Source organism: Allobosea sp. TND4EK4, assembly GCF_900156025.1.
Lineage (GTDB): Bacteria > Pseudomonadota > Alphaproteobacteria > Rhizobiales > Beijerinckiaceae > Allobosea.
The window spans coordinates 18,457-31,728 of the sequence record NZ_FTMO01000006.1 but is presented as its reverse complement, the minus strand read 5'-3'; the positions used below and the strand labels follow the sequence as shown (position 1 = coordinate 31,728).

Below are 13,272 nucleotides of genomic sequence, written 5' to 3'. Positions count from 1 at the left end.
AGCCTCACTGGTCCAGGGGCCGACACCTCACCCCTGCCCCTCTCCTTACAGGAGAGGGGTTCCCCGCGTGTGCGCCGGGCAGCCGCGGAGTGCCTTCCATGAACTTCATCAAGCGCTTCTGCCGCAATCGCGGCGCCGTGCTCGGCCTCGTCATCCTGCTGGCGGTGGTCGCCTTCGCCCTGCTCGCGCCGACGCTCTATCCGCAATCGCCCTGGCGGCCCGTCTTCCGCCCCTTCCTGGCGCCCTTCGCCATGGAGCGCTTTCCGCTCGGCACCGACACGCTCGGCCGTAATCTCGCGGCAGGGCTGGTCCATGGCGCACGCGTTTCGCTGACCATCGGCGTGGTCTCGACGCTGGTCGCGCTGCTGATCGGCGTGCCGCTCGGCGCTGTGGCCGGCTATGCGGGCGGCATCGTCGACGACGCGCTGATGCGCTTCACCGAGTTCTTCCAGACGATCCCCTCCTTCGCGCTGGCGATCGTGCTCGTCGCGATCCTGCAGCCGGCGCTGGGCTCGATCGTGCTGGCGATCGGGGTCGTCTCCTGGCCGCCGGTGGCGCGGCTGGTGCGGGGCGAGGTGCTCTCGCTGAAGACGCGGGAATATGTCCAGGCCGCCGTCACCATCGGCCAGTCGACGCCGCGCATCATCTTCAGCCAGGTGCTGCCCAACACCATCGCGCCGATCATCGTGATGGGCTCGCTGATGATCGGCTCGGCGATCCTGCTGGAATCCTCGCTCTCCTTCCTGGGGCTCGGCGACCCGAACCTGATGAGCTGGGGCTATATGGTCGGGGCCGGCCGCACCCGCCTGCTCGACGCCTGGTGGATCAGCTTCTTCCCGGGCTTCGCGATCTTCCTGACGGTGCTCGCGCTCAACCTCGCGGGCGAAGGGCTGAACGACGCGCTGAATCCGCGCCTCGCCAGGGGGCACGAATGAGCGAGCTCACGGCCAAGGCCGCTCCCGTCCTCACGATCGAGAACCTGACGCTTGCCCTGCCGGCGCTGGCCGACCGGGCGCATGCGGTGGAGAACGTCACGCTCTCCATCGGGCCCGGCGAGACGCTCTGCGTCGTCGGCGAATCCGGCTCCGGCAAGTCGATGATCGCCCATGCAGTGATGGGTCTCCTGCCCAAGGCCGTGAAGCCGGCCGGCGGCGCCATCCGGCTCGCCGGGCGCGACCTGCTGGCGCTGGACGAACAGGCGATGCAGGACATGCGCGGCCGCGAGGTCGGGATGATCTTCCAGGAGCCGATGACCTCGCTCAACCCGGTGATGCGCGTCGCCGAGCAGATCGTCGAGACCTTCGAGGCGCATGGGCTGCACAGCCGCTCGGAACGCCAGCGTCGCGCGGTCGAACTGCTCGCCGAGGTGGGCCTGCCCGATCCGCCGCGGCTGGCGCGGGCCTATCCGCATGAATTGTCGGGTGGTCAGCGGCAGCGCGTGATGATCGCCATGGCGCTGGCCCTCGAGCCGAAGCTCCTGATCGCCGACGAGCCGACGACCGCGCTCGACGTGACGACCCAGGCGCAGATCCTCAAGCTGATCGACAATCTGCGCCACAAGCACGGCACGGCCGTGCTGTTCATCACCCATGACATGGGCGTCGTCGCCGAGATCGCCGACCGGATCGCCGTGCTCGAAAGGGGCGCCCTGGTCGAGGAGGGCACGGCCGATCAGGTTCTCGGCTCCCCGCGCCATTCCTACACGCAGAAGCTCCTTGCCGCTGTGCCCTCATTGACTCCGCCGGCCCGCGCGCCGCTGCCGCCTTCGGCCCCGGTGCTGACGGTGGAAGGGCTCGGCAAGATCTACCGCAAGCGCAGCTTCTTCGGCACCGCGCGCGAGGTCCGGGCGGCCGAGGACATCTCCTTCTCGCTCCAGCGCGGCGAGACGCTGGGGCTGGTCGGGGAATCCGGTTCGGGCAAATCCACGGTCGGGCGCTGCTGCCTGCGGCTGATCGAGCCCGATGCGGGCCGCATCAGCCTGAGCAGTCAAGCCGCCGGCGATCTCGTTCTGAGCGACCTCAAGCCGGTGGAGCTGCGCGCCCAGCGCCGGCGCATCCAGATGGTCTTCCAGGACCCCTTCGCCTCGCTGAACCCGCGCCAGACGGTGGGGCGGATCATCTCCGACGGGCCGGTTGCGCATGGCATGCCGCGCAAGGAGGCGCTGGCCAGGGCGAGCGCGCTGCTGGAACTGGTCGGCCTCTCCGCCAATGCGATCGACCGCTATCCGCATGAGTTCTCGGGCGGACAGCGCCAGCGCGTCGGCATCGCCCGGGCGCTCGCGCTGGAGCCCGATGTCCTGGTCGCCGACGAAGCGGTCTCTGCGCTGGACGTTTCCGTCCAGGCGCAGATCCTCGCACTGATCAAGGACATCCAGCAGCGCCTCGGCCTCGCCATCCTGTTCGTGACGCACGACCTGCGCGTCGCCGCCCAGATCTGCGACCGGATCGCGGTGATGCAGCGGGGACGCATCGTCGAGACGGGACCGACCGCCGCCCTCTTCGCCGCCCCACACCACGACTATACGCGGGCGCTGCTGGCGGCGGTGCCGGGCTCCGGGCGGTTCGGGCATTGATCCTGTTACGGTTCGGCCAGCTGCACCGTCATCCCGGACGCAGCGAAGCGGAGATCCGGGATGACCGCGCAAATCTGATGATGTGACGTCGCTGCCTGCTGTTTGGAGATCCACAATGCCCCTCGACACCGCCCTTCGCGACAAGATCCTGGCCTCGGTCGAGGCCGGCTTCGCCGAGCAGATCGCCTTCACCCAGGAGCTGATCCGCTTTCCCTCGCTCCGCGGCGAGGAGCATGCCTGCCAGGACTTCATCTTCCGCGCCATGAAGGAGCGCGGCTTCACCATGGACCGCTTCAAGATGGACGAGGCGGCAATCAAGGCCCATCCCGGCGGCGGGCCGTTCTCGGAATTCCATTCGGATGCGCCGATCGTCGTCGGCATCCACCATCCGCGCGAGGAGAAGGGCCGCTCGCTTATCCTGCAGGCGCATGTCGACGTCGTGCCGACCGGCCCGGCCGACCAATGGACGCACGCCCCCTTCGACCCGGTGATCGAGGGCGACTGGATGTATGGCCGCGGCGGCGCCGACATGAAGGCGGGCGCGGCCGCCAATTTCTTCTGCATCGACGCGCTGCGCCGCATCGGGCTGCAGCCGGCCGCGACGCTCTACCACCAATCCGTGGTGGAGGAGGAATCGACCGGAAACGGCGCGCTGATGACGCATCTGCGCGGCTATCGCGCGCAGGCAGCGCTGATCCCCGAGCCCGAGGAGGAGATGCTGGTGCGCGCCAATACCGGCGTGCTCTGGTTCCAGGTCGAGGTGCGCGGCAAGCCGATGCATGTGCGCGAGATGGGCGCGGGCGCCAATGCGATCGACGGCGCCTACCGCGTCATCGCGGCGCTGCGCGGCCTGGAAGAGGAGATCAACCGCGAGAAGGCGGGCCGCCCGCATTTCGAGGATATCGACCACCCGATCAACCTGAACATCGGCAGGATCGAGGGCGGCGACTGGGCATCCTCCGTGCCGTGCTGGTGCCGGATCGACTGCCGCATCGGCCTCTATCCCGGCGTCGACGCGGCCGAGATCGCCAGGCGCATCGAGGACTGCATCCTCGGCTTCAGCCGCACCGACAGCTTCCTCGCCAACAACCCGCCGCGCGTGACCTTCAACGGCTTCTATGCCGAAGGCTATGTGCTGGAGCCCGGCAGCGAGGCGGAAGCCGTGCTGGGCCGCGCCCACGAGGCCGCGACGGGCAAGCCCCTGAAGAGCTTCATGACCGCCGGCTATCTCGATACCCGCGTCCACGCGCTCTACGACAAGATTCCGGCGCTCTGCTACGGCCCGGTCTCGGAGAGCATTCACGCCTTCGACGAGCGTGTCAGCCTCGCCTCGGTCAAGCGCATCACCGGCGCGATGGCCCTCTTCGTCGCCGAATGGTGCGGGGTGGAGAGCCTCGAGGGCTGAGCTAGCGGACCGCCCGACCGGCCATGATCAGCTCGACCTCGTCGCGGTGGATGCGGCGCTGGTCCAGCAGCGTGCGGGCGATCGCGGCATGGGCGCGCCGGATCGCCGGGCGGTAGAGGATCGCCGTGGCGGCGGCTTGGCAGCGCGCGCGGACAGCGGCCTCGTCCACCGGCCGCAGCCAGGCGAGAAACCCGTCGATCTGCCTGAGATCGTCCTCATGCGAGGCGATGGCGCCGGGGTAGAAGCGCAGCCCCTCCTCGTTCCAGTAGAGCATCTCGCCGCCATGGCCGGCATAGAGGATCGCGATCTCGGCCTCGGCACGGGCGCGATCCTCCGGCCGGCCGCTGTGGAAGCCCCGCCCATAGGGCTCGAAGCACACCTCTCCGCTGAAGCCGTAGGGCGGCCGCAGCCAGGCATGGCTGATGAAGCGGCCCTGCACCCAGCCGACGACGATATGGCCGGCCTCGTGGAAGGCGCAGGCGGCACGACGGATTTCGGCGGGGATATCATCCCGATTCGGCATGGCACCACTGTGCCGGCGCGGCGCCCGGAGGCAACGCCCGCGAGGCTGGCCTTTTGTCGCGTTCCAGGCCGGATGGCACGGAGCTCGCCGGCTCATTCCCTATCGACATCGGGAGGATCGACGCGCCTGTTCTTGTTGAAGACCGCGTTTGCGCTCGCCGTTCTGCAAGCCGCCGGCGCCGGCGCCCTGACGCAGGGGCCGCTGCGCATCGGCATGACCGCTTCCGACATTTCGCTCACCTCCGGCCAGGCCGACAATGGCGGCGAGGGCCAGCGCCTCATGGGCGATACGGTCGATGACGCGCTGATCAACTGGGACCTGTCGAGCGCAACGAAACCGGCCGATCCGATGCCGGGCCTGCCCTTGACCTGTGACTCGACCCGGCCGATGCCAGCAGGACGAAATGACTCTCAAAAGGCACTCCGGCGCGAAGTTCCCGACGGCTCGGATGTCCCGGCCGTGTCCGCGGTCAGGAATCTCGACAAGCTGCTCGCCCCGCCGTCCACAGCCGCGGCGCGCCCGACACGATTCGAACGTGTGACCTTTGCCGTCTCGGGCGTTGCTCGCTTGCAAAATCCCGCATTGCCGAAGCGGCGGGGATCGGCTATCCAGCTTCCACGGTTAGCGCCCGTAGCTCAGCTGGATAGAGCGTTGCCCTCCGAAGGCAAAGGTCACACGTTCGAATCGTGTCGGGCGCGCCACTTCCGTTCAAAACTGCGAACACCCAGATTGCGCGCGGCATTGCCCGCGATGGCCTGCTCCAGGGTGGTCTTATCCCCGATGATGCGGACGAGATCGTCGTCGACTTCGACGCGATCGACGACGGACCGGATGTAGGCCTTGCGGAACGGAATGTCTCCGGAGGTGACGCTTTCGCGCATGAGGCGCCCGAAGCGCTCGATAGCCTCAGGCTCCAGGGTGGTCGGCGGGGCGGCTTGCGCCTTGATTCGCTCCAGCGCAGCGGTGGCGCGATCACGCTCCAGCTTGAGGGCGGCGACCCGCTCCGTCAGCAGGTCGTCGAGATCGGTCACGCCATCCTCGACCATCTTGTAGAGGCGCCTCAACCTGTCCTCAGCCTGGCTGGCTTCGGTCTGCAGCGTGGTGATCCGGGTGTCGACCTCCAGCGCGCGCTCGGCCCGCCCCGCCGCCAGGCCGGCGAGCATGACCGTGAGCCGGTCGGGCTGGAATAGGTGGTCGACGAGGTGGTCGGTGACGAGCGTGTCGAGCCTGTCCATCCGGATGGATCGCCCCTTGCAGGCCGTCTTACCCATCCGGCCGTGAACGGAGCATGAGTAGTAGCGGTGGACCTGTCCTGATTTCGAGGTGCCAGTCCGCAGGGTCATCGCGCCCGAGCAGGTCGCGCAGGTCGCAAGCCCGGTCAGCAGGATCGGGCCGGTGACCACGCGCGGCGGCGTGGTCATCGGGGCGTTGACCTTCATGCGCGCCTGCACCGCGTCGAATTCATCACGCGGGATAATGGCTGGCACCTCGACGACGATCTGCTCGCTCGCCGGCTTCTCGGCGAGGGTCTTGGAATCGCGCTTGTTGAAGATCCACTGGCCGATATAGACGGTGTTGGTCAGGATGCCATGCACGGTCGCGACGCCGAAGCGGGCCCCTTTTCGTGTCCGGTAGCCACGTTGGTTCAGCCAGCAAGTGAGTTGCTTGATCCCAAGCGGCCCGCCGGTCCCGTCGCCGGACCGATAGAGCTTGAAGATCTGCCGTACGGTCTCCGCTTCGACAGGATCTTCGACGAGCTTCTTCTTTGCCCGGTTGCCGCGCTTCTCGACTTCAGCGGTGGTGTAACCGAGCGGAACCGGCGAGCCATTGTAGAAACCTTGACGTGCATTTTCCTTCATTGCACGTAATACGTGCTTTGCGTTCTCCCGGCTCTGATATTCGTCGAACAGCGCGATCACCTGGCGCATCATCACCTGAGCCGGGTCATCTCCCAGTTCCTGGGTGATGGAGACGAGCCGCACGCCCGCCTTCGCCAGCTTGCGGATATACATTTCCAGGCCGAAGGCATCGCGGAAGAAGCGGCTGAAGGAATGCACCAGGACGATATCAAACGGCCGATCGTCGTCGGTTGCGCGCTCGATCATCTTCTGGAATTCCGGCCTGGCATCGTCGGTCGCCGAGGCGCCGGGCTCGACATATTCGGCGACGAGGTTCCAGCCCTTGCCGGCGCAGAAGGCGAGGATCTGTTTGCGCTGATCGGGGATCGAAAGGTCAGATTCGGCTTGCCGTCCGGTCGACACACGAAAGTATCCACAGGCTCGAACGGAGCCGTCCGATATCGTCGACTCAAAATTCGACTTGTGGAGATACTTGTTCATCTTTGCTTTCCTGCGCAGATCGATTTCTGCATTAGAGCATAATTCTTCTTATAGATCAAATATTTACAGTGAGGCGACGAACGGCATCCTCACTCGGATTGATCTCGCGCCAGTGACAACTGGGGCAAACCGGCGCTCGCTATCTCTCAGCCCCCGCATCATGCTGGCGGCCGAGGTTATCGAGCCTGTGGACGATGGCTAGCGCAGGTGCCGCCACAGGAGCGGCCTATCCAGGTACGGCACGTCCGTCGCCGAAGATCTGACGCATGGCCTCGGCCTCGGCCAGTTCCCTGCAGGGCACGGCCGTCATCTTGACGGTCACGGCACGCGGGGCCTGCTGGATCAGCATCAGCCGACCCCGGCCCTTGATGATCATGCTGTCGACGCCGTGCGGGCAGCTCTCATCCTGCCAGATTCCCCAGACGATATCGCTCGCGCAAATGATCTCGGCCAAGGCGCTCGTTTGGTTCTCGCTCCGGAGGATAAGGCCCTGGTTCGCGTTGGCCATTTCAATGAGCTCCTGCAGATGCTGCTGTTCATTCATGTCGAGTTCCTTCTGATCGAGTTGGTGGCACGGGCCGGGCTGGTTTCGGGGGAGGCTCTCCACGGCCCTGCCTGCCCGGTGGGGTCAGGATTTCGTCGAGAAAGCGACCGAGATAGGTCTCGATCACGTGGAGCTCGGCCGGCGTTACCGGGACCGGTTCGGGCCAGTCGTCGACGACGATCGGCCCCGCCTCGCGCTCAGAGCTCATGGTCGAGCTCGCGGCGTCGTGAGGCGGTCGGGGTCCGGCTTTTCGTCCGGTCGCGATCGGCTTCGACCACCGCGACGGTCGAGAGCTTGACGTTGGACCGCGACAGGCGCCCGGCGAGCCAGGCACGGCGTTCTAGCGCCGACGGCACGGCATCCGGCGTCTGTCGGTCGAGAGGGCGGTCGGCGAGCAGATGACGATCGATCGCTTCCGTATCGACGACGAGCGTCGTCTCGCCTCGCGCCCGGCTCGCGGCGACATAGATGTCATGGCGATCAAGCGCGGGATCGGCGAGGACGAGCGTCCGGTCGACGGTCAGGCCCTGACTGCCGTAGATTGAGCTCGCATAGCCCCAGCCGAGACGGACGCGGCCCTTCTCGTCGGCGAGCGCGGCGGGGTCGAACGTGACGAGACGGCCACCCGTGACAGCTTCGATCCGAATCCTGCGCCCATCCGGCGCATCCCGTTCGGGTTGCTCCATCACCTTGGTGACGGTCCCGGTCGAGCCGTTTACGACGCCGAGTTCGTCGTTGCGAACAAGGAAGCGGATGTGATCACCCGCCGCCAGCATGATCTGGCTCGCATGGCCGGACGGGGTGACCGCCGCGATTTCGATCTCAGGGCCGTGGATCAGTCCCCTGTCTTTGAGTCGGCTGCGAACCTCGCGCGAGATCGCCCCGACCTGCGCATTGGTCCTGGCCAGAAGCAGGGTGGAGGCGGTCGGATCTGCATCCTGGGCCGCCTCCCAGCGATCGACGATCGCCGTGATCGCTGACCGGGCGCCCTGCACCTCGACGAGTAGTCCACGCTCGGCGAAGGCGTCGAGCGCGCGACCGGTCTCGCCGGCGCCGAAATCGCGCACGGCATCTCGTGCCCAGGCGTCGCGCTGACGCACGATCGTCTCGACGCGGGCGGCCTCGACGGCGCGGCTGACGAGGTCTAGGCCCGGTCCGGCTCCGATCGCCTGAAGCTGGCCGCGATCGCCGACGAGGATGAGCTTCGCACTTGCTCGCTGCACCTCGGACAGGATCGCATGCATGTCGCGCGACGAGAGCAGGCCGGCTTCATCGACGATGAGGACGGTGTCCTGATCGAGGACCTTGTGTCCTCGCTTCGCCTTTTCGATCCAGCTTGCGGTTGCGCGAGCTTCGATGCGGAGATCGGTCTGCAGCATCCGGGCGATGCGCCAGGCGGAAGCCGCGCCGAGGACCCGATAGCCTGCCTCCTGATACTCGCTGACGACCGGAGCAAGCGTCGTGGTCTTGCCGCTGCCCGGCGCGCCCTCGATGATCGCGATGGCCTGGGCGTTCGTCGCCGCGATCGCGGCATCTCTCTGTTCGGGGCTGAGGCCGGCGGCATTGCATCGTACGATCAACGCGTCCCGATCGATGCCCTTGCCGAGATCGGTTGCGAGGTCGCGCGCGATGTCGATGACCTGGCGCTCGATCGAGACCATTTCGGAAGTCGAGTAGCGCGGAAGCCCGATCGGATCGCGGCCGATCTCGACGATCGCACCGTCGCGAAGCAGGCGATCCACCTCAGGCCCCGTACGCTCGGCCGGCAATCCGGTGCCGACGAGCGCGGCCGCCACGGCGCGGAAGAGATCGCGCCGCTCAAAGACGCTGCGGGTCTCGGTGAGTTCGCTCGGGAGCGCCGCAAGCCGATCGGCCAGCAATCGCTCGCCGCGCTCCAATTCGGGCTGGCGGTTCGGTCGGTAAAGGTCGTCGGCAAACGTTTCGACGGCGACGCCCCGCGCCGCAGCGGCCTCGGCCCAGATCTCCTCGCGCGAGCGGGTGCCGGCTTCGCTCTTCGCGTCGCGTGTCGCCCGGGTGATCGCGGAGGCGAGCGCCGCGGCCGAGCGGCTGGTCACCTGGTGCTCGGCGAGCTCGTCTTCGATCTCCCTTCGCCGTGCGCTGAAATACCGGATCAGCGCGTCGTCGACGCCGGTGAGCTCGAAAGTGCCGTTGTAATCGAGACGATCGAGCGCGAAGCCAAGGGCTTCGAGCTGATGCGCGAGCGCGGCGTGATACTGCGCACCCGCCGCCATCTTCCAGTCGCGCAGGATCTTAGAATGGATGGCTCCGACGGACCCGTCCGCGCGCGTGGCGAGATTGAGGACGACGGCATGGGTGTGTAGATTCGGATCGCCGAAGACCCGTCCATCGGCATGTTCGGCCGGGCGGCTTTCGCCATGCTGGAACAGGGCAGCCGAGAGCGGGACCGGCTCGAGCGTCAGGCCGCCTTTGCCACGGCGCGCCCACATCGCTTCGCGCTCGACGACACCGAGAGCTGAACGGACCGCACGCTCCTGCGCGGCTTCGATGGCGGCCTTGAGTTCCGGCTCGGCGAATGCCCAGGCCAGGCCGACTGAACGCGGCGCGCTGAAGGTGACGTCGAAGGCCGGAACGCGGTCCGTCCTGCCGCCCTGCGTGAGCAGGGTTTTGCCATCGGCGCCGACGCCTGCGTAGAGGCGCTCGAATGCGACTGGCTCGACCTCGGCGCCATCCGCGAGCCCGAAATCGCCGGCGGGAGCATACCAACGGCCAGCCGGCTCGACGGTGCCGAGATAGTACTCAGCGCCGCGGAGGTAATAGGCGCTGGCTGCGGCAGGATTCCAGGTAGCGACCAAGACGGCCTCCGATGACAGGAGGCCTTCGAATTAGCCGGCAGGGCGCCTTCAAAGTTTGGGATTAACTCGCGTAGGTGATGGGTCAGTTTGAAATTTGAGCCGGCGCTTTTTGTAAGGACCGCGCTTCGCGGCGGTCTTGGCTTCTTCAGCTTCGACCAGCGCGACAATATCGCTGATCTCCCAAAGCCGATCCGAAACGCCCGCCGCCATGGCCGGCGGCATCCGCAGCGTCGAGTGGATGCGGACGAAGTTGTAATACATCATGTGGAGTGCGACGGCGAAGGCGTAGCTCTCAACCTTCTTAGATAAGCCGTTGGTGAGGCGTGACGCGAGATCACCCATGAACCACATGGCGCACTCGCCATCGCGACCGCCGACGAAATAGCTGACAATCAACTTGGTATCAGCGTCGATCGCCGTCCAAGTCCAAGTGTCGCCAGCCGCCGCTGGCGCGGCTTTCGCGGTGGCGGCGTTCTTTTGCTTGGCGTAAGTGAAACTCCAAATTTCATCGACCTGAACGAGCTTCGCCTTCACGTCCCGCACGGCGGCGTCATGGAAAGCCATACACGCCTTGCCCGTGTCCACCAGCAGCTTCGCGACGGTGTTCTTGCTCGCCCCCGTTAGCCGCGTGATCGCGCGGATGGATTGGCCTTCGCAGAGAAGGTGAAGGATGCGCGCACGATCAGCAGAAGGGAGCTTGTTCATGCTGTTGAATCTGACTTTCAGCGGACCAAGTCAAGCATAAAGGTCAGTTTGCAAATTTTTAAAAACTCGATATTTTAATGGCGCCGCCATAGCGGCTGGGGATTTTCATGGTTTTCGATACGACGCGCTTCAAGACACCGGGCCAACTGCTGGAATGGCTTCTTTCGGAACGTGGGTGGACCAAGCGCACCCTGGCCGTCGTGCTCGACATGGACGAGCAGAAGATCAACCGCTTCTCGTCTGACAAGCAGCCGATGACTGCGGAGTTTGCCATTCTGCTCGAAGAGGTTTTCGGCGTCGAGGCGAGCATCTTTCTCGCACTGCAATGCACCTACGATCTGGCAAAGGCCCGAATTGTTGCGCAGCCAGACCCGAAGAGAGCGACACGCGCGCAGCTTCATCATGGCCTGCCGCTATCGGATATGATCAAGCGGGGATGGATCAACGCCAAAGATGTTCGAGACCCTCGTGTGGAGGAGGAACTGGTTCGATTCTTCGGAACCAATCGCGTCGAAGACATCGAAGTGCTGCCCCACTCAGCAAAGAAGACGGAGGTCAGCGCGCCAGCGTCACCAACGCAAATTGCTTGGCTGTATCGCGTACGAAAGATCGCAGAGGAAATGCTGGTCGCCCGCTACAGTTCCGACGTTCTGCTGTCCGCGCTCCCGAAATTAAAGGCACTCCTCATTTCGCCTGAAGGCGCAAGGAAGGTTCCGCGGATATTAAGTGAGGCTGGAGTTCGCTATTTGATCGTCGAGACTCTGCCTGGAGCCAAGATTGACGGCGTGTGCTTCTGGCTGAACGAGCGATCGCCGGTCATCGCAATGACGATGCGCTTCGATCGCTTGGACAATTTTTGGTTCGTTCTTCGGCATGAAATTGAACATGTGCTGCAAGGGCATGGCAAAGACAAAGTCATGCTCGATTCTGATCTGGCAGCCGATGCCGCCGCCGAAACTGACATTGCGGAGGAAGAGCGAATTGCAAATGAGGCTGCAGCTGATTTCTGCGTCCCTAAGAAAATGATGGATGCCTTCGTAGCGCGGAAGGCCCCGTTCTTCCATGATCGCGACATCTTAGCCTTTGCAAAGATGATCAATGTCCATCCGGGGCTTATAGCTGGGCAAATACGACATCGGACGGGAAATTACGCCAGATTTCAAAACTATCTATCGAAGGTTCGCACATCAGTTCTGCCCAATGCCGTAGTTGATGGCTGGGGCAGCGTGTATCCGGTTGAACAATAGGAGCAGGCATGTCGAAGAAAAGCGAAATGCAGCGCGTGATCCGGGCTTACAAGGATGAGACCGAAAATCGCGAAATTGAGATGAAAGAAGTTGCCCGATGGGCGGCCGAAAAGGGCTGGCCGCTCCCAATTCCTAAAGACCCTCTAGAAGTTCTCGCGCAACAGTTCGCCGATGCAGCGCGCGAAGAGACCCGTCGAGACCGAAAAACCGGTCGGCATTACCGCGCAAACCATCACTACAAGGATTGGCGAGGTGGTAAGCAGTACGATTTCTGGATCGACATTGACGAAGCTGAGCGCGGTCCTTTCCTAAAGTCTGCAGTCACGCGACGCGAGCAAATGGTCGGCGATGGTTTGCAGCTCACCCTGGACATCATGCACTGGAATTCGATCAACCCTGAGAAAGAGCCCATCGATCTTCCGATGGACCTGACGTTCGACATCGAACTCAGGTTGAATGCCCCCGATGACGACGATGAGGCGGCTTAGCCGCCCTTCTTCCATCGAGCTTCTGCGGCTATCCGCGCAATCTCCGTACGCTCGGCTGGCGAGAGAGACCGAGCCCGCGCCGGGCCGCCTACGGCGCCAGCCTTCTGCGCCCGTGAGACCCTCGGCGTCTCAGTGCTGGTCTGAGTCTCGCCCGTTGCGGCATCGATCACGGACTTCGCCAATTGGTTTGGGTCGCGGGGGCGCTTAGGCGTCTTGCTCATTTGGCAGAACTTAACTCACTGACATCGCCTGCCTTCAAATCGAGAAGTTCGGTTAACTCAAAGCTAACAATATCGTCTGTCAGCTCCGCTTTGTAACGGTTCGGAACCCATTTGAGCACCGCCGCGACGGCTTCGTCGCGAGGCACCGCTGCCACCCACAACTGAACAGCGGGCTGTCGCTCCGGACCAACGAGATTATCGGTCATAAAGACGCGAACAATGGTGAGGCCCGGTGCAGGATCGGTCATGGATCATACGATGATACTTTCTCATCGTGCTTTCCACCTTGAGTGCGCGCTTAAATTTCAAACTGACCCGCTACCCTCGCATAGCGCCGCTTGACTGGTATAGAGTGATCGGATCGCTCTCCGACAGGAGGCGATCCGACTTCGTC

Annotated in this window: 11 protein-coding genes and 1 tRNA gene; 6 read left to right on the top strand and 6 right to left on the bottom strand. The window is 64.6% G+C overall.

The features are described 5' to 3' along the window. The first annotated feature begins 98 nt into the window (after nucleotides 1–98). The 3 genes from BW981_RS12475 (at nucleotide 99) to BW981_RS12465 (ending at nucleotide 3,977) form a co-directional block, all read left to right on the top strand. The gene (locus BW981_RS12475) at nucleotides 99–935 is read left to right on the top strand and encodes an ABC transporter permease (protein WP_076439610.1); all 837 of its coding nucleotides are present in this window, start codon (nucleotides 99–101) and stop codon (nucleotides 933–935) included. Further along, on the top strand, nucleotides 932–2,572 hold the full coding sequence (locus BW981_RS12470; protein WP_076439608.1) for an ABC transporter ATP-binding protein: 1,641 nt from the start codon (nucleotides 932–934) through the stop codon (nucleotides 2,570–2,572). Before BW981_RS12475 ends, BW981_RS12470 begins: the two co-directional genes overlap by 4 nt. 115 nt (nucleotides 2,573–2,687) lie before the next feature. Continuing rightward, the gene (locus BW981_RS12465) at nucleotides 2,688–3,977 is read left to right on the top strand and encodes an ArgE/DapE family deacylase (RefSeq protein ID WP_076439606.1); all 1,290 of its coding nucleotides are present in this window, start codon (nucleotides 2,688–2,690) and stop codon (nucleotides 3,975–3,977) included. A 1-nt stretch (nucleotide 3,978) separates the two neighbouring features. Here the strand turns inward: BW981_RS12465 and BW981_RS12460 are convergent, their stop codons facing one another. Then, a complete protein-coding gene (locus BW981_RS12460; RefSeq protein ID WP_076439604.1) occupies nucleotides 3,979–4,500 on the bottom strand; it encodes a hypothetical protein in 522 nt (173 codons plus the stop codon). Nucleotides 4,501–5,124: 624 nt separating this feature from the next. Between BW981_RS12460 and BW981_RS12455 the strand changes: the two genes are divergently transcribed. Further along, a tRNA-Arg gene (locus BW981_RS12455) sits at nucleotides 5,125–5,201 on the top strand. On the opposite strand, the gene BW981_RS12450 is transcribed toward BW981_RS12455, so the two are convergent. The 4 genes from BW981_RS12450 to BW981_RS12435 all read right to left on the bottom strand — a co-directional run bounded on the left by BW981_RS12450 (nucleotide 5,172) and on the right by BW981_RS12435 (nucleotide 10,922). After that, the gene (locus tag BW981_RS12450; RefSeq protein WP_076439603.1) at nucleotides 5,172–6,839 is read right to left on the bottom strand and encodes a recombinase family protein; all 1,668 of its coding nucleotides are present in this window, start codon (nucleotides 6,837–6,839) and stop codon (nucleotides 5,172–5,174) included. The genes BW981_RS12455 and BW981_RS12450 overlap by 30 nt on opposite strands. Before the next feature lie 226 nt (nucleotides 6,840–7,065). Next, a complete protein-coding gene (locus BW981_RS12445; RefSeq protein WP_076439601.1) occupies nucleotides 7,066–7,383 on the bottom strand; it encodes a hypothetical protein in 318 nt (105 codons plus the stop codon). A gap of 197 nt (nucleotides 7,384–7,580) precedes the next feature. After that, entirely contained in the window at nucleotides 7,581–10,217 is a 2,637-nt protein-coding gene (mobF, locus tag BW981_RS12440) for a MobF family relaxase (RefSeq protein WP_076439599.1), read from the bottom strand. Nucleotides 10,218–10,265: 48 nt separating this feature from the next. Further along, a complete protein-coding gene (locus BW981_RS12435) occupies nucleotides 10,266–10,922 on the bottom strand; it encodes a helix-turn-helix domain-containing protein (protein ID WP_076439598.1) in 657 nt (218 codons plus the stop codon). 107 nt (nucleotides 10,923–11,029) lie between these two features. On the opposite strand from BW981_RS12435, the gene BW981_RS12430 reads away from it, so the two are divergent. Together BW981_RS12430 and BW981_RS12425 are read left to right on the top strand one after the other, a co-directional pair. Further along, entirely contained in the window at nucleotides 11,030–12,169 is a 1,140-nt protein-coding gene (locus tag BW981_RS12430; protein WP_076439596.1) for an ImmA/IrrE family metallo-endopeptidase, read from the top strand. Nucleotides 12,170–12,177: 8 nt separating this feature from the next. After that, a complete protein-coding gene (locus BW981_RS12425; protein WP_076439594.1) occupies nucleotides 12,178–12,657 on the top strand; it encodes a hypothetical protein in 480 nt (159 codons plus the stop codon). Between the two features lie 217 nt (nucleotides 12,658–12,874). Here the strand turns inward: BW981_RS12425 and BW981_RS22605 are convergent, their stop codons facing one another. Next, the gene (locus BW981_RS22605) at nucleotides 12,875–13,126 is read right to left on the bottom strand and encodes a hypothetical protein (protein WP_139333748.1); all 252 of its coding nucleotides are present in this window, start codon (nucleotides 13,124–13,126) and stop codon (nucleotides 12,875–12,877) included. Nucleotides 13,127–13,272 lie beyond the last annotated feature (146 nt).